This is a genomic window from Mycobacterium sp. 012931 (assembly GCF_000419295.1).
Classification (GTDB): domain Bacteria; phylum Actinomycetota; class Actinomycetes; order Mycobacteriales; family Mycobacteriaceae; genus Mycobacterium; species Mycobacterium marinum.
The window spans coordinates 3,659,934-3,675,523 of sequence record NZ_AOPX01000001.1 but is presented as its reverse complement, the minus strand read 5'-3'; the positions used below and the strand labels follow the sequence as shown (position 1 = coordinate 3,675,523).

General features: G+C 63.1%; 13 protein-coding genes and 2 pseudogenes. 14 read left to right on the top strand and 1 reads right to left on the bottom strand.

Going from position 1 to position 15,590, the window contains the following annotated elements; translation table 11 throughout:
* Window positions 1–23 precede the first annotated feature (23 nt).
* Window positions 24–1,199, bottom strand: a complete 1,176-nt coding sequence (locus tag MMSP_RS16240; RefSeq protein WP_020787502.1) for a cytochrome P450 — start codon at window positions 1,197–1,199, stop codon at window positions 24–26.
* 262 nt (window positions 1,200–1,461) lie between these two features.
* On the opposite strand from MMSP_RS16240, the gene MMSP_RS16235 reads away from it, so the two are divergent.
* From MMSP_RS16235 to eccA5, 14 genes and pseudogenes are all read left to right on the top strand, one after another.
* On the top strand, window positions 1,462–1,656 hold the full coding sequence (locus MMSP_RS16235) for a ferredoxin (protein ID WP_011740946.1): 195 nt from the start codon (window positions 1,462–1,464) through the stop codon (window positions 1,654–1,656).
* A 537-nt stretch (window positions 1,657–2,193) separates the two neighbouring features.
* Window positions 2,194–3,138, top strand: a pseudogene (locus MMSP_RS16230) (PPE family protein); the annotation flags it as partial.
* Window positions 3,110–3,451, top strand: coding sequence for a hypothetical protein (locus MMSP_RS29875; RefSeq protein ID WP_369797356.1), 342 nt, complete (start codon window positions 3,110–3,112; stop codon window positions 3,449–3,451). The pseudogene MMSP_RS16230 and the gene MMSP_RS29875, both read left to right, overlap by 29 nt.
* Window positions 3,452–3,649: 198 nt before the next feature.
* Window positions 3,650–3,949, top strand: coding sequence for a PE family protein (locus MMSP_RS16225; RefSeq protein WP_012394386.1), 300 nt, complete (start codon window positions 3,650–3,652; stop codon window positions 3,947–3,949).
* Window positions 3,950–3,966: 17 nt separating this feature from the next.
* A pseudogene (locus tag MMSP_RS16220) lies at window positions 3,967–5,187 on the top strand (PPE family protein).
* Window positions 5,188–5,260: 73 nt separating this feature from the next.
* Window positions 5,261–5,614, top strand: coding sequence for a DUF732 domain-containing protein (locus tag MMSP_RS16215; protein ID WP_051153694.1), 354 nt, complete (start codon window positions 5,261–5,263; stop codon window positions 5,612–5,614).
* 571 nt (window positions 5,615–6,185) lie between these two features.
* Window positions 6,186–6,485, top strand: coding sequence for a type VII secretion system ESX-5 target PE19 (locus tag MMSP_RS16210; RefSeq protein ID WP_020787496.1), 300 nt, complete (start codon window positions 6,186–6,188; stop codon window positions 6,483–6,485).
* 343 nt (window positions 6,486–6,828) lie between these two features.
* Complete coding sequence (locus MMSP_RS16205) at window positions 6,829–7,125, top strand: WXG100 family type VII secretion target (RefSeq protein ID WP_012394389.1); 297 nt, start codon at window positions 6,829–6,831, stop codon at window positions 7,123–7,125.
* A 51-nt stretch (window positions 7,126–7,176) separates the two neighbouring features.
* Window positions 7,177–7,461 (top strand): WXG100 family type VII secretion target, encoded by a 285-nt coding sequence (locus tag MMSP_RS16200; protein WP_011740938.1) that lies wholly within the window; start codon window positions 7,177–7,179, stop codon window positions 7,459–7,461.
* Window positions 7,462–7,549: 88 nt separating this feature from the next.
* Window positions 7,550–8,452: an ESX secretion-associated protein EspG gene (locus MMSP_RS16195; protein WP_012394390.1), complete on the top strand. Its 903-nt coding sequence runs from the start codon at window positions 7,550–7,552 to the stop codon at window positions 8,450–8,452.
* Between the two features lie 285 nt (window positions 8,453–8,737).
* Complete coding sequence (eccD, locus tag MMSP_RS16190) at window positions 8,738–10,249, top strand: type VII secretion integral membrane protein EccD (RefSeq protein WP_012394391.1); 1,512 nt, start codon at window positions 8,738–8,740, stop codon at window positions 10,247–10,249.
* Window positions 10,227–11,969, top strand: coding sequence for a type VII secretion system ESX-5 serine protease mycosin MycP5 (mycP5, locus tag MMSP_RS16185; protein WP_020787495.1), 1,743 nt, complete (start codon window positions 10,227–10,229; stop codon window positions 11,967–11,969). The genes eccD and mycP5 overlap by 23 nt, the downstream gene beginning before the upstream one ends.
* On the top strand, window positions 11,966–13,177 hold the full coding sequence (gene eccE / locus MMSP_RS16180) for a type VII secretion protein EccE (RefSeq protein ID WP_036426615.1): 1,212 nt from the start codon (window positions 11,966–11,968) through the stop codon (window positions 13,175–13,177). The genes mycP5 and eccE overlap by 4 nt, the downstream gene beginning before the upstream one ends.
* Entirely contained in the window at window positions 13,174–15,006 is a 1,833-nt protein-coding gene (gene eccA5 / locus MMSP_RS16175; RefSeq protein WP_020787493.1) for a type VII secretion system ESX-5 AAA family ATPase EccA5, read from the top strand. Before eccE ends, eccA5 begins: the two co-directional genes overlap by 4 nt.
* The last annotated feature ends 584 nt before the right edge of the window (window positions 15,007–15,590 follow it).

Below are 15,590 nucleotides of genomic sequence, written 5' to 3'. Positions count from 1 at the left end.
CCGCTGCGCTGGGCCTGACCGTGTCAGGCCCAGCGCAGCGGCAATGACTTGAGTGCGAACGTCTTTGACGGGAAAGCGATCTCGGGACTGTAGTCGGGCGCCAGTTCGAAGTCGGGCAGTTGCTTGAGCCATTCGGCAACGATCACGGTCAGTTCTATCCGCGCCAAGTGTGAGCCCAGGCAACGGTGTGGTCCACCTCCGAATCCCCAGTGCCGGTGCACCTTTCCGTCCATGACCAGTTCATTGGTGGACATGGCGTCGCTACCGTCGCGGTTGACGGCGGCCATGCACAGCCGCATTTGTGAGCCTGGTGGTAGCGTCATGCCGCCCACGTTGACAAAATCCGTGGTGATTCGTGGAGCAACCGGCGCTGACGGCTCCAGCCGAACGATCTCCTCGATGAAAACCCTTATTTCCTTCGGGTTATCGCGAAGCTGGGTGCGTAGCTGCGGCCGGCGTGCCAACTCGAGCAACGAGAATCCGATCGCGGCGGTCACGGTATCCAGACCAGCAAGGATCAACAGGTGGCTCATGCCCAGAAGTTCGAGATCAGTGAACTCGCCGGGGCCGGTCATCACCTGTGACAACATGTCTGAGCCGGGGTTCTGGCGACGTTGTTGGATCGCGTTGTTGAGGTACTCGAGCAGCTCTAGTTGGCCGACTTCGAGCTCTTCGCGGGTGAGATAGAGCTTGTCGCCGATAATTGCGTCTTTCCACGCGATCACTCGGTCGCGATCCTGCAGCGGCAGGCCATAGAGGTCCAGGAATACCTGGAATGGGTACAGCCGTGCGAACTCTGCCATCGCATCGCATTCACCGCGCCCGGCGAAGCCCGCGATCATCTCTGCCGCGTGGCGCTCCAGTACCGGCCGCGACTTGCCCAGGGCATGCGGGCTGAAGTAAGGCTGCAGCGCCTTGCGGTAGCGGGTGTGCTCGGGCGGGTCGAACGCCAGGGGCACTACGGGCAGCGGATTGCCCGGTGGCTGCAGGATCCGCGACGAGAAGATCTTGGGATTTCGCAGCGCCGCGAGCACGTCCTCGCGCTGGGTCAGGTAGTAGTGGCCATTCATGAAGACCACGGGCCCGGCGTCCCGCAGCGTATTCCACCCGACCGCGCGGTCGGCGGCTAGCGGCAATGTCGAATATTCAAGGCGCGGTAGATAAAACGAGCTGGCCGAACCTTCGCCGGGGGTACTCATTCGCTCAAGTCTTCCGTTTTCCGTTCTAGTCGGAGGTCATCGGGGCCGCCAAACTCTTGATGACACGGTCAATATCGCACGGTCGGCAAACACCCAACAATCCGACATCGATCACATCCGAGTTCATATCTGACGGATTGGCCGCGGAGCCGAGGCCACGAGGGACTCGTGACCATCAATCGACAAGCTAATCTACCTATTGATCGGTGTGGTCCGAGCTGACCTGCTCCAAGCTGGGTTGAGACTCGAGAGAGGAAGTCCGGTGAAGATTCGCCTCGAAAGCTCCAAGTGTGTCGGCCACGCCCAGTGCTACGCGGTGGATCCAGACCTGTTTCCGATCGACGAATCCGGCTACTCGATTCTCGAAGAGCACGAGGTGCGACCCGAGGACGAGCAAGTGGCCCGCGATGGTGTGGCTAGCTGCCCCGAAATGGCGCTCATCCTCGACGAGGAGTGACAAAAGTGGCCGCCTGACGGACCTCGGGCGGCCGCTGTCTTTCTAAACTAAACGTTAACGGATAGTTGTATTTAGGTTAACAGCAGTTTAACTATGGTTTACGGGGAATGAATAGTTGGCGTCTTCGGCGCCGGAGGCCGGTCGGGTCATCTAATGTGTTCCATATGCAATAGTTCTGCAACGTGGCAGCTGTTGCATGATGGTGCTAAGATGCGGTCTTCTCGAGGCTGAAAGCTCATGCGCTGATGACCACAAGTTGGCCGTGACGGTAGCTGCAGATGCTCTCGACAACGCCTCGCCCGAAAAATTCCTGGCGCGCATCTTTCGCACCGCGACGTGTCTCGAAGACCATGCCGGATCAACGAGTAACGCCCGTTCGCAGTGCTGAGGCCGTTTGGCGAGACGGCTTCAACCAGCTGGGCCGGGGGGCAGAAGGTGGTGATTACACGAACGGTCGCGGCCTCGCTGGCCGATGCTGGGGTGGCATTGCTGTGTCCGGATCGCGATTGCGATCGTGGGCGGCTTTAGGAGGGGTGGGTGTTTGATTTCGGGGCGTTGCCTCCCGAGATAAATTCAGGCCGAATGTATACCGACCCTGGATCGGGGCCAATCATGGCTGCTGCGTCGGCCTGGGATGCTCTGGCGGCCGAATTGAGCTCTGCGGCATCTGGTTACAGTTCGGTGATTGCAGAGCTGACTAGCTCACCATGGCTCGGCCCGGCATCGCGCTCGATGATGTCGGCCGTTGCTCCTTATGTGACTTGGCTCAGCGCGGCGGCCGCCCAGACCGAGACCGCGGCCAGCCAGGCCCGCGCGGCGGCGGCGGCCTACGAGACCGCATTTGTGATGACGGCGCCGCCGCCTGTGATTGCGGCCAACCGGGTCTTGTTGATGACATTGGTGGCGACCAATGTCTTTGGCCAGAACACCCCGGCTATCGCGGCCACAGAAGCTCAATACATGGAGATGTGGGCGCAAGACGCCGCCGCCATGTACAGCTACGCCGGCTCGTCGGCGCTGGCCACGGAGTTGCCGCGGTTCGCGCCACCACCGGATACCACCTCGGTGAACGCGGCCGGAGGTCAGTCCGCTGTCGTTGCCCAAGCCGCTGCCACGCCGGCTGGAGACTCCGCGCAGACCATCACGGCCACCATCCCGCAGCTGCTGTCGTCCGCCGGAGTGCCCGGACTGCAGCAGCTTTCATTGTCTTCAGTGTCGTCGATGTCGCCGTCGGCGGCGTCATCGCCAACCGTGTGGCAGATCATTCAGACGCAAGTACAGAACTTCCTGACCTACGGGCTGCCGACGCCGGACAACAACTATGCCGGCCTCTATCCCGGCATGTACAACGCGCTGAGGCAAACACTGCAGGCCTACTTCGGTGTGGGAATAGGCAACTCCGGCTGGTCGATAGCCCAGCAGTTGACCTTCGGCCCCGGGGGAACCACGGCCGGTGCCGGTGGTGCCTGGTACCCGACACCCGAATTCGCCGCCTTGGGCGCTGATACCTGGCATTGGCACCCGATGGCGAGCTTTGCGTCGTCCAGCAAGGTCGGCGGCCTATCGGTTCCGGCCAGCTGGGGCACCACTCCCGGTGCGGTGGAACAAGCATCCACGAAGCCTCGTGAGCACCAATTTCACTACCTCACCGGGCGAAGCGAACCCTGCGAACGGATTGAACGCCGCGCTGCGCGGATTCCCGGTTGGATCGCGCGGCGCCCAGCGCACCGGCAACCTGGGCGTGCGCTACGGATTCCGCTACCCCGTCCTGACCAGACCGCCGTCGGCAGGTTGATGTCATGGCCTCAACAACCACTGCGTGTGACCGTCATCGGATTCAAAGGTTGCCAGTAAATGAAGAGCGGATGAAGAGTGACTGTTCGACGATGAGTATTTCGCAGCGAAGGGGCGCCGCGAAGCCGGTTCCAATTAGCGTTGATAGCAATCAAATCCCGACGGTCTTCGGGCCCGCGGGTGATGAGGAGGAACTCCTATGTCATACGTGACCACACAGCCGGAGGCCCTGGCGGCGGCAGCCAGCACCTTGCAGGGCATCGGCTCGACGCTGAGCTCCCAGAATGCCGCCGCGGCAGCACCCACTACGGGTGTGGTGCCCGCGGCAGCCGATGAGGTTTCGGCGCTGACCGCGGCTCAGTTCGCCGCACATGCCCAGATGTATCAAGCCGTGAGCGCTCAAGCCTCGGCGATTCACGAAATGTTCGTCAATACCCTGGGCATCAGCTCAGGGTCGTACGCGGCGACCGAAGCGGCCAACGCGGCCGCGGCCGGCTAGGGGGTCCGGAAATGGCGATGGATTATGGGATGCTTCCGCCCGAGGTCACCTCGGCGCTGATGTATGCGGGGCCGGGATCATCATCGATGGTTGCGGCGGCCTCAGCCTGGAACGCGCTGGCCGCCGAACTGAATTCGACAGCCCAGGGCTACCTCACGGTGATCACCCAGCTGTCCAGCGAAGAGTGAATGGGGCCTGCCTCCGCAACGATGGCACAGGCCGTCGAGCCCTACATGACCTGGATGTCGGTCACCGCCGGCCAGGCCGAGCACGCGGCCACGCAGGCTCAGTCGGCCGCGGCGGCCTTCGAGACGGCGTTCGCCGCCGTGGTGCCTCCGCCGTTGATCGCCACCAACCGTGCCGAACTGACTCAGGCGCTGCAGACCAACATGTTCGGCTTGAACAACGGTGTGATCGCCCAATTGGAAGCCCAGTATGCGGAAATGTGGGCTCAAGATGCGTCGGCGATGTACAACTATGCCGCCTCATCTGCACTTGCCACGAAGATCGAGTCGTTTACCGAGGCTCCGACGATAGCCAATCCGGCGGCCAGTACCACTCAGGGTGCCGCGGTCAGTGCGGCGCAAGCGACGTCGGCGGCCTCCACCCAAAGCACGGTCCAGAGTTTCCTCAGCCAGATCACCAGCCAGCTTGGACAGCTCGCCTCGCCGAGCGGAACGCAGAGCTTCGTGTCGCAGCTGGGGGCGAGTAATCCGATCCTGACCGAGATTTGGTTCCTGTTGACCGGGCAGACCGTGCTGCCCAACAACCTGGGAACGTTCATGCAGGGCTACTCCAACTACGCCAGCTTCTTCTACAACACCGAAGGTCTTCCGTACTTCAGCGTCGGTATGGGCAACTTCGGTGTTCAGATGGCCAAGACGCTGGGGTTGATAACTCAGCCGGCTGCCGCCGCGGCAGCAGCCCTGCCGAAGGTCCCGGGGCTGGGTGGCGCGCTCGGTGCGATCGGCAGTGCAGGCAGCCAGGTGGCGGCCGGATTGGGCAGCGGCGCCCACGTCGGACACTTGGCGGTCCCGGCATCCTGGCCGGGTGCATCGGTTGCAGAGGCCGTGCGCCCAACGGTCCAGGCGGTCAGTGAGCCAATCACCTCGCCCGAGGCGGCGAACGTGGTCGACGGCATGCCCGTGGGCGCCACGGGTGCCGGACGTGGGGTCGGTTCAGGTCCCCGATACGGGTTCAAACCGACGGTCATGGCGCGCCCACTTCTCGCTGGCTAGCCAGGCAACGCAGATCGCCCCCTGCCGGACCACATCGTCAGCAAGGAGCCTCAGCTCAAAGGGAGCACCGAAAATGTTAAAACGCCTTCTAGTTGTCGCAATCGCGTTACTTGGACCATTGGGAACTGTGGCAACCGCTCACGCGGACAATAATGACGACAGATTTCTCTCGGAATTGCAGTCCGAGGGCATCACAGACCACATTTCGCCCTCGCACGCGATCTTGGCCGCCCACATTGTGTGCCAGAAGCTTGACAGCGGCATGACGCCAACAGAGGTCGCTTACGACGTGCTCAACAGCAGTTCCATGCCCGGATATCACTCCGGCTACTTTGTCGGCGCGGCTATTGACGCGTATTGCCCGCAGTATCGGCCCGAGGAGGGATCGCTCTACGGCCACGGCGCACCCGCCGGATGGCGACCCTAGTAATAGGGCGGCGGGACTGATTGGATATGCCAGGCAGGGCTCCGGCGTTAACGCCGGAGCCCTGATATGCCAGGGGAGGAGGGGGGAAGTGAGTATGACGACAACGTCTTCGTTTGGGGCTGTCCGGGCCCCGAGCGCCCATGACCGACCGTGGTCGCGAGTTTCGGACTCAGAGTCGTTAACTAGTTGCGCGAATCCGCGGTGGATCAAGACGGCCGGCGCTCATCGAGCCGGCCCACCGAAACTGCCCCACCGTATTGCTGTAGCACCGTCACGGCAGCGCCGAACGAGCCTCGCGGCCGACCGGATGGCTGTCGCGCTGGCAGCTAGACGCCGCAAAATGCCCCGTCGCGCGCTCTTCGGCCAGCAGCCGCACATCCTTGACTGTGAGTTTGCTGAGTGGGATGCTAGGTGCATCGAGCGCTGTTACTGTGTCGTTACTACAGGTGAATTCACGGTGCTATCGCGTGAACAAATGCAAACAGGCCCCGTAGAAGGCAACCTGGCGTCACACAGTCATCTAGTCTCTGCACTAGATGGGCGCCGGGGATAATCTAGGGAGGAATACAGCATGTCGTTTGTGACCACACAGCCGGAGGCGCTGGCTGCTGCAGCCGTAAACCTGCAGGGTATAGGCACCACGATGAGCGCGCAGAACGCGGCAGCGGCGGCGCCGACGACCGGAGTGGTACCCGCGGCCGCCGACGAGGTGTCAGCGCTGACCGCCGCTCAGTTCGCCGCCCACGCGCAGATGTACCAAGCCGTTAGCGCCCAAGCCGCGGCCATTCACGAAATGTTCGTTAACACGCTTGCAACAAGCTCCGGTTCGTATGCGGCCACCGAAGCCGCCAACGCGGCCGCTGCCGGCTGACCGCACTGTCGGTCTCAGACCGGGGGAGGGATCAGGCGCTGCGGTGAGCGCAACACAAACCTCCCATCGGTGGGTGAATTCTGGCTCTGATCGCTCGGCTGCGACGACGCTCCCGGCAGTTGTGAAGTGCTTCGTCGAATCGGACATCGAGGTTCGGGGGCGATGTATGTCGCACCGCGCTGAAATGCTCGGTGACCGCTGGCTGACCGAAAGGAGGGGGGGCATCCGTAACTTTTGGGCCGGCGGTTGCGTGAGCGCGTAGCTGATCGGCCATCGCGCTCACCACAACCGAATACACGATCTAACTGACAACCAACCAGCCAATACACAAGGAGAAATTCAGGTGACTGCACGCTTTATGACCGACCCGCACGCTATGCGGGACATGGCGGGCCGTTTCGAAATGCACGCCCAGACGGTTGAGGACGAGGCCCGCAAGATGTGGGCGTCCTCGCAGAACATCGCCGGCGCGGGCTGGAGCGGTATGGCCTCGGCCACCTCGCTGGACACCATGGGCCAGATGAACACCGCTTTCCGCAACATCGTCAACATGCTGCACAGCGTGCGCGACGGTCTCGTTCGCGACGCGAACAACTACGAGCAGCAAGAGCAGGCTTCCCAGCAGGTCCTCCGCGGCTAGCGCGCAAAGCCACGGCTGCGTACGCTTTTCTCAGGTTAGGAGAACACCAATATGACCATCAATTACCAGTTCGGGGATGTTGACGCCCACGGCGCCCTCATCCGCGCGCAGGCCGCCTCGTTGGAGGCCGAGCACCAGGCCATCGTTCGCGATGTGCTGGCTGCCGGTGACTTCTGGGGTGGCGCCGGTTCGGTGGCTTGCCAGGAGTTCATCACCCAGTTGGGTCGCAACTTCCAGGTGATCTACGAGCAGGCCAACTCGCACGGCCAGAAGGTTCAGGCTGCCGGCAACAACATGGCGCAGACCGACAGCGCCGTCGGCTCTAGCTGGGCCTAAAACCTAACTTCAGGCGCGGCAGCACACCAACCAACCGGTGTGCTGCCGTGTCCTGCAGTCAACAGCCACGTCGATATCTGAGGTAGGGATGGATCAACAAAGTACGCGCACCGATATCACCGTCAACGTGGACGGCTTCTGGATGCTTCAGGCGTTGCTGGATATCCGGCACGTTGCGCCTGAACTACGGTGCCGGCCGTACGTATCCACCGACTCGAACGACTGGCTCAATGAACACCCGGGCATGGCGGTCATGCGCGAGCAGGGCATCGTCGTCGGGGACACGGTGAACGAACAGGTAGCCGCCCGGATGAGGGTGCTAGCCGCACCTGACCTCGAAGTTGTCGCCCTGCTTTCGCGGGGCAAACTGCTGTATGGAGTCGTCGACAACGAGGACCAGCCGCCCGGTTCGCGCGACATTCCCGACAACGAATTTCGGGTGGTGTTGGCCCGTCGTGGCCAGCACTGGGTGTCGGCCGTTCGCGTTGGCAATGACATCACCGTCGACGACGTATCCGTTTCCGACAGCGCGTCGATCGCCGCGTTGGTGATTGACGGCCTGGAGTCTATCCACCACGCGGACCCGGCCGCGATCAACGCGGTCAACGTGCCGCTGGAGGAAATGCTGGAAGCCACCAAATCCTGGCAGGAGTCCGGCTTCAACGTCTTTTCCGGGGGGGATCTGCGCCGGATGGGCATCAGCGCGTCCACGGTTGCGGCATTGGGGCAAGCGCTATCGGACCCCGCAGCCGAAGTGGCGGTCTACGCGCGGCAGTACCGGGATGACGCCAAAGGCCCGAGTGCCTCGGTGCTGTCTCTCAAAGACGGATCCGGTGGGCGTATCGCGCTGTATCAGCAAGCGCGGACCGCCGGTTCCGGTGAGGCCTGGTTGGCTATCTGTCCCGCCACCCCTCAGCTGGTGCAAGTCGGCGTGAAGACGGTGCTCGACACGCTGCCATACGGCGAGTGGAAAACGCATAGCAGAGTTTGATAGGAAGCGACGAAATTGCGCGTGCAGCAAGCTTTTTAAGCATAAAATGCGATTGAGACGGCAACACGGCATACTGCTCTAGAATCCGCAGTAAAACTGAAAAACAACGGCAACTACAACTATTAGTCGCAAGGCGAGGCAAATGAAATTGGAGTTAGTCGAGCCGCAAATGAAAGCGGGCTACGGCGCTTCGGTGTATGTACCGACGGTGTATGTACCGACAGAGCCCCGGGCGCGGCTGAAGTCACGGAGTAACACGTTCGCCACAGCAGGGGGTACAGAACGATGACCGCAGTAGCTGATGCTCCACAGGCCGAACTTGAGGGCGTATCTTCGCCGCGGGCGGTCGTAGTTGGCATCATGGCTGGCGAGGGCGTCCAGATCGGGGTTCTGCTCGACGCCAATGCTCCCGTTTCGGTGATGACCGACCCGTTGCTGAAGGTGGTCAACAGTCGGCTGCGGGAGCTCGGCGAGTCGACGTTGGAGGCCGCTGGGCGCGGTAGATGGGCGTTGTGCCTGATCGACGGCTCGCCGTTGCGTGCTACCCAGTCGCTGACCGAACAAGACGTCTATGACGGCGACCGGCTGTGGATCCGGTTCATCCCGGACACCGAACACCGGTCGCAGGTCATCGAGCACATCTCCACTGCGGTTGCGTCGAATCTCAGCAAGCGATTCGCCTCGATCGACCCAGTTGTCGCGGTGCAGGTCGGCGCGGGGATGGTGGGGACCGGTGTGATCCTTGCCTCGGGCGTCTTGGGCTGGTGGCGCTGGCACCACAACACGTGGCTGACCACAATCTTCGCCTCGGTGATTGCCGTGCTTGTGCTGATGGTCGCCATGATGCTGCTGATGCGTGCCACCACTGATGCGGATCGGCGCGTTGCAGACATCATGCTGGTCAGCGGTCTTGCGCCGCTGACCGTGGCGGCGGCTTCGGCACCGCCTGGTTCCGTCGGTTCTCCGCAGGCCGTGCTCGGCTTCGGGGTCCTGTCCATCGCCGCGGCGCTGGCCCTGCGATTCACTGGTCGACGACTGGCGATCTATACCGCCATCGTCACGATCTGTGGCCTGACGACATTGGCGAGCTTGTCGCGGATGGTCGCCGCGACCAGCGCGGTGACGCTGTTCGCGACCATGTTGTTGATCTGCGTCGTGATGTACCACGCCTCGCCCGCGCTGTCGCGGAGACTGTCGGGTATCCGGCTGCCGGTCTTCCCGTCCGCAACCAGCCGATGGGTATTTGAGGCACGTCCCGATCTGCCCACCACCGTGGCGGTCGCCGCTGGCGGCCCCCCCGTGTTGGAGGGCCCCGCCTCGGTGCGCGACGTGGTGTTGCAGGCCGAACGGGCCCGGTCCTTCCTGAGCGGTCTGCTGGTCGGGTTGGGCGTGCTGATGGTGGTGTCGCTGACCTCGCTGTGCAATCCGCACACCTCGGAGCGTTGGCTGCCACTGATGCTCGCCGGATTCACCTCGGGCTTCCTGATGCTGCGCGGGCGCTCCTACGTCGACCGCTGGCAGTCGATCACCCTGGCCGTCACCGCCGTGATCGTGGTTGCTGCGGTGTCGGTCCGATACGCGCTGGTCTTGTCTTCGCCGTTGTCGGTGTCGATCGTGGCGTCGCTGTTGGTGTTGCTGCCCGCAGCCGGAATGACGGCCGCGGCCGTTGTCCCCAACACCATCTACAGTCCGTTGTTCCGCAAGTTCGTGGAATGGACGGAGTACCTCTGCCTGATGCCAATCTTCCCGCTGGCATTCTGGTTGATGAATGTCTATGCAGCGATTCGGTACCGTTAGCGGCAGGTTGCGGCCTGGTCGCGGATCAACCGCGACCATCGCCGCACTTCTGCTTGCCTCGGGTGCGTTGGCCGGCCTGCCACCGGCGTACGCAATCAATCCTCCGACCATTGATCTGGGAGCTTTGCCGCCCGACGGTACGCCGGGACCGCCGGCCCCGATGAAACAGAACTCCTACTGCACTGAGGTTGGGGTGCTGCCTGGCGCCGACTTCAAGTTGCAGCCGAAGTACATGGAGATGCTGAACATCAACGAGGCATGGCAATTCGGCCGTGGCGCCGGGGTAAAGGTCGCTGTCATCGACACCGGTGTGACACCGCACCCGCGGTTTCCCCACTTGATCCCGGGCGGGGACTACGTGATGGGCGGTGACGGGCTGCAGGATTGCGACGCCCACGGCACCATCGTGGCGTCGATGATCGGTGCGGCGCCGGCCAACGGGGCGCTACCGCCTCCGGCCGTCCCACGCCGGCCGGTCACTATCCCCACCACCGAGAAGCCGCCACCGCCGCAGACCGTGACGTTGTCACCTGTGCCTCCTCAAACGGTGACAGTGATTCCGGGGCTGCCGCCGGAGGAAGGGGCTCCCCAGGGTGAGCCCGGACCCGGGCCGGTGCCCCCGCCAGCTCCCGGCCAACCGCCGGCAAGCAACCATGGTGGCGGAACGGTGACGATCCCCAGCTACTCAGGTGGTGCGCGGGTGACGGGGGTCGACCACGCGGGCGGCCCGCGTCCGCTCGACCCGCCGCCGCCGGCACCGGATGCATTCAGCGGGATTGCGCCGGAGGTCGAGCTGATCTCGATCCGCCAATCGAGCCAGGCGTTCGGCCTCAAGGACCCCTACACCGGGGATGAGGATCCGCAGACGCAACAGAAGATCGACGACGTTGAGACAATGGCGCGAGCGATCGTCCATGCCGCCAACATGGGAGCGTCGGTGATCAACATCTCCGATGTGACCTGCATGAGCGCCCGCAACGTCATCGATCAGAACGCGCTGGGGGCCGCAGTCCACTACGCGGCCGTCGACAAGAACGTGGTCATAGTGGCCGCGGCCGGCGACGGCAGCAAGAAGGACTGCAAGCAGAACCCGATCTTTGATCCGTTGCAGCCAGACGACCCACGTGACTGGAACGCGGTCACCACGGTGGTGACGCCCTCTTGGTTCAGTGACTATGTCTTGACGGTTGGCGCAGTCGACACCAACGGTCAGCCGATGACAAAGATGAGCATCGCCGGACCATGGGTGTCGATCGCGGCGCCCGGGACCGATGTCATCGGACTCTCGCCCCGTGACGACGGCTTGATCAACGCGATCGACGGTCCGGACAACTCGTTGCTGGTTCCGGCTGGCACGAGTTTTGCGACGGCGATCGTGTCTGGCGTGGTTGCCCTGGTCCGGGCGAAGTATCCGGAGCTGTCGGCGTACCAAATCAGCAATCGGCTCATTCACACCGCCCGCCCGCCCGCTCGTGGAGTGGACAACCAGGTCGGCTACGGTGTGGTGGATCCGGTGGCTGCCCTCACCTGGGACGTGCCCGAAGGGCCGGTCAAGCCGCCTAAGCAGCTATCGGCACCGCTGGAGCTGCCGAAGCCGCCCGCAGAGCGCAATATGGTGCCAGTATGGGTGGCTGCCGGCGGATTGACCGGTGCATTACTGATAGGCGGTGCGGTGTTCGGTACGGCGACGTTAATGCGGCGATCACGGAAGCGGCGATGAAGGCTCAGCGCAGGTTCGGTTTAGCTTTGTCGTGGGCGCGGTTGACGACAGTGTTCGTGATCGACCTGCTCATTCTGATCGTGGCCAGCCATTGCCCAGACTCGTGGCAGGGCGAGAACCGCATCGCGTGGTGGGTTGGCGTCGGCATTGCCGTGCTGGTCACCTTGTTGTCGGTCGTCACCTATCGCGGGATCACGGTCACCTCGGGTATCACTGCCTGGCTTTGGGATTGGTCCGCTGACCCGGGCACGGCACTGGGTGCCGGCTGCACACCGGCCGTGGATCACCAGCGTCGTTTCGGGTGCGACACCGTCGGAGTGCGCGAGCATCATGGCCGATTGGTCACCGTGATCACCGTCGACGATGGCGAGGGAGATGCCGCGGGTCGGCATCGGCATCGCACCACGCAGTCGGCGGTGGTACCGGTGGCGACCGTAGCCGAGAACTTGCGACAGTTCGATGTTCAGCTCGATGGCGTCGACATCGTGACCGTTGAGGTCCGCGGTGGTGCCGAGGCGGCCCGGGCGTCGGCTTCATTGGATGAGTGGGGCCCGGAAGAGTGGGGAATGGTGGGGGAGAGTCCCGCCGCGAACCGTCGCCGTACGTGGTTGATCTTGCGGATGAATCCCCAGCGCAACGTTGCCGCGATAGCGAGTCGTGATTCGCTGGCCTCGACGTTGGTGACAGCCACCGAGCGGCTTGCCCAGGTGCTCGATGGCCAGAGTTGTGCCGCGCGCCCATTGGCGGCCGACGAGCTGGCCGAGGTTGACAGCGCGATATTGGCCGAGCTGGAGCCGACCTGGAGCCGTCCGGGCTGGCGTCATCTCAAGCACTTCAACGGCTATGCGACCAGTTTTTGGGTAACGCCGGCCGACATCAACGCCGAGACCCTCGATGAGGTCTGGCTCTCGGACGCCCCCGAGGTAGGCGCCACGGTGCTCACGCTTCGTCTGGTGATGCGCGCGGGAGAACCTCGGTTGTCGGCGTGGGTCCGCTACCACAGCGATGAACGCCTGCCCAAGGAGCTATCGGTGGGCCTCAACCGGTTGACCGGCCGCCAACTGGCGGCAGTGCGAGCGAGCCTGCCGGTGCCGTCCACCCGGGCTCAGCTGGTTGTTTCCAGTCGCGAGTTGCTAGACCACGACGAGCTGGAACTGCCTGTGGGGCAAACACAGGAGCACGCGACAAGCGCGACCACAGGGCAATGACCCGCGCACAATCAGCTGCAGACGATGCCCGCAACGCCATGGTCGCCGGTCTTCTGGCGTCGGGCATCTCGGTCAACGGGCTACAGCCAAGCCATAACCCGCAGGTTGCGGCTAAGATGTTCACCACCGCAACCAAGCTCGATCCAGCGATGTGTGACGCCTGGCTGGCACGGTTGCTCGCCGGCGACCAGACCATGGACGTTCTCGCCGGCGCATGGGCGGCGGTAAGAACCTTCGGTTGGGAAACCCGCCGTCTCGGCGTTACCGACTTGCAGTTCCGCCCCGAGGTGTCCGACGGGCTGTTCCTGCGGCTGGCTGTTACCAGTGTCGATTCGTTGGCCTGCGCCTACGCTGCCGTTCTGGCCGAGAACAAGCGTTACCAGGAGGTCTCGGACCTGCTCGACACCACCGACCCCAAGCATCCCTTCGATGCCGAGTTGGTGAGCTATGTGCGAGGTGTCTTGTACTTTCGCACCAAGCGCTGGCCCGACGTGCTGGCCCAGTTCCCCGAGGCAACGCCCTGGCGGCACCCGGAGCTGAAGGCGGCCGGTGCGGCGATGGCGACAACGGCCTTGGCATCACTGGGGGTCTTCGAGGAGGCCTTCCGGCGTGCGCAGGAGGCCATCGAAGGGGACCGGGTTCCCGGCGCGGCCAATATCGCCCTCTACACCCAGGGCATGTGCCTGCGCCACGTGGGGCGCGAGGAGGAAGCCGTCGAGCTGTTGCGTCGCGTGTATTCGCGCGACGCAAAGTTCAGCCCAGCCCGCGAAGCCTTGGATAACCCCAACTACCGACTGGTATTGACCGACCCCGAAACGATTGAGGCGCGCAAGGATCCATGGGATCCGGACAGTGCGCCTACCCGTGCCCAAACCGAAGCCGCCCGGCATGCGGAGATGGCTGCCAAGTATCTCGCCGAGGGGGACGCCGAGCTCAATGCGATGCTCGGCATGGAGCAGGCCAAGAAAGAAATCAAGCTCATCAAGTCGACCACCAAGGTGAATCTGGCGCGCGCCAAGATGGGGCTTCCCGTTCCGGTGACCTCACGCCACACCCTGTTATTCGGTCCTCCTGGTACTGGAAAGACCTCGGTGGCAAGGGCATTCACCAAACAGCTGTGCGGGTTGACGGTGCTGCGCAAGCCGCTGGTGGTAGAGACCAGCCGCACCAAGCTGTTGGGTCGCTACATGGCCGACGCGGAGAAGAACACCGAGGAGATGCTCGAGGGTTCACTGGGCGGCGCAGTCTTCTTCGACGAGATGCATACCCTTCATGAGAAGGGCTACTCCCAGGGCGACCCCTACGGCAACGCGATCATCAACACCCTGCTGCTGTACATGGAGAACCACCGCGACGAGTTGGTCGTATTCGGTGCAGGCTATGCCAACGCCATGGAAAAGATGCTCGAGGTGAACCAGGGTCTGCGACGGCGCTTTTCGACCGTGATCGAGTTTTTCAGCTACACGCCCGAAGAGCTGATTGCGCTCACCAAACTGATGGGCCAGGAGAACGAAGACGTCATCACTGAGGAAGAAGCTCAGGTGTTGTTGCCGTCGTACACCAGGTTCTACAACGACCAGAACTACTCCGAGGACGGCGACCTGATTCGCGGCATCGACATGCTCGGCAACGCCGGCTTCGTGCGCAATGTCGTGGAGAAGGCCCGTGACCACCGCAGTTTCCGCCTCGACGATGAAGATCTCGATGCGGTGCTCAACAGTGATCTGACGGAATTCAGCGAGCTGCAGATGCGTAGGTTCAGAGAGCTGACCAAAGAAGACCTGGCCGAAGGTCTCAGTGCCGCGGTGGCAGAGAAGAAGACGAACTAGGCCTCGGCGCGGCAAGCACCAAGCCCAGCTAACCCGCAGTCGCCCGGGAGGACGAACCTACACGGGCCCAGACGCGGGGCGCCGTATTCGCCCGGCGCAACCACCGCGAGTCGCGTTGACGCTGGGTTGACCCCGGTGACACCATGACGCTGGTTCTGCCTCACCAGCCGAAGTCTTTGCACGAAAACGGGGCCTCGAAATCGGAATTGGCATCAGTGGTCGGGGGATGCTCCGGGGCGCGCTGGTTCGCCCCGTGGATGGATTGAGATCAACTCGGCTCATCGCGCACCGTTGGGCGGATACGCTATGTCATGCCAAAGCTTGCGCAACACCGGCCGCCCGGTCCAGCAAACACTGCTGGCGGCTTGAACCCGAGTTGCGCAACCACCGCGCACTCCCGTGGGCGCCGGATTGCGACGGGAGGTGGGCGGGACTGAACCAGTTGACAGTGGTTGTGCGAAGTTGGTGACCGTTTCCATCCGATCCGGTCCGGGCAGAAATTCCGCCGTCTGAATCGACTGGCGCCGAGTGCCCGAAGGCACGCGCGAACTGATTGTGCACGTGCCATCGGCAACATCCCGACA

What these genes read in the sequence shown, in the direction of transcription:
- eccD (WP_012394391.1), top strand. Translation starts at nt 8,738, where the DNA reads ATGACCGCAGTAGCTGATGCTCCACAGGCCGAACTTGAGGGCGTATCT.
- MMSP_RS16240 (WP_020787502.1), bottom strand. Translation starts at nt 1,199, where the DNA reads ATGAGTACCCCCGGCGAAGGTTCGGCCAGCTCGTTTTATCTACCGCGC.
- mycP5 (WP_020787495.1), top strand. Translation starts at nt 10,227, where the DNA reads ATGCAGCGATTCGGTACCGTTAGCGGCAGGTTGCGGCCTGGTCGCGGA.
- MMSP_RS16215 (WP_051153694.1), top strand. Translation starts at nt 5,261, where the DNA reads ATGTTAAAACGCCTTCTAGTTGTCGCAATCGCGTTACTTGGACCATTG.
- MMSP_RS16200 (WP_011740938.1), top strand. Translation starts at nt 7,177, where the DNA reads ATGACCATCAATTACCAGTTCGGGGATGTTGACGCCCACGGCGCCCTC.
- MMSP_RS16195 (WP_012394390.1), top strand. Translation starts at nt 7,550, where the DNA reads ATGGATCAACAAAGTACGCGCACCGATATCACCGTCAACGTGGACGGC.
- MMSP_RS16210 (WP_020787496.1), top strand. Translation starts at nt 6,186, where the DNA reads ATGTCGTTTGTGACCACACAGCCGGAGGCGCTGGCTGCTGCAGCCGTA.
- MMSP_RS16225 (WP_012394386.1), top strand. Translation starts at nt 3,650, where the DNA reads ATGTCATACGTGACCACACAGCCGGAGGCCCTGGCGGCGGCAGCCAGC.
- eccA5 (WP_020787493.1), top strand. Translation starts at nt 13,174, where the DNA reads ATGACCCGCGCACAATCAGCTGCAGACGATGCCCGCAACGCCATGGTC.
- eccE (WP_036426615.1), top strand. Translation starts at nt 11,966, where the DNA reads ATGAAGGCTCAGCGCAGGTTCGGTTTAGCTTTGTCGTGGGCGCGGTTG.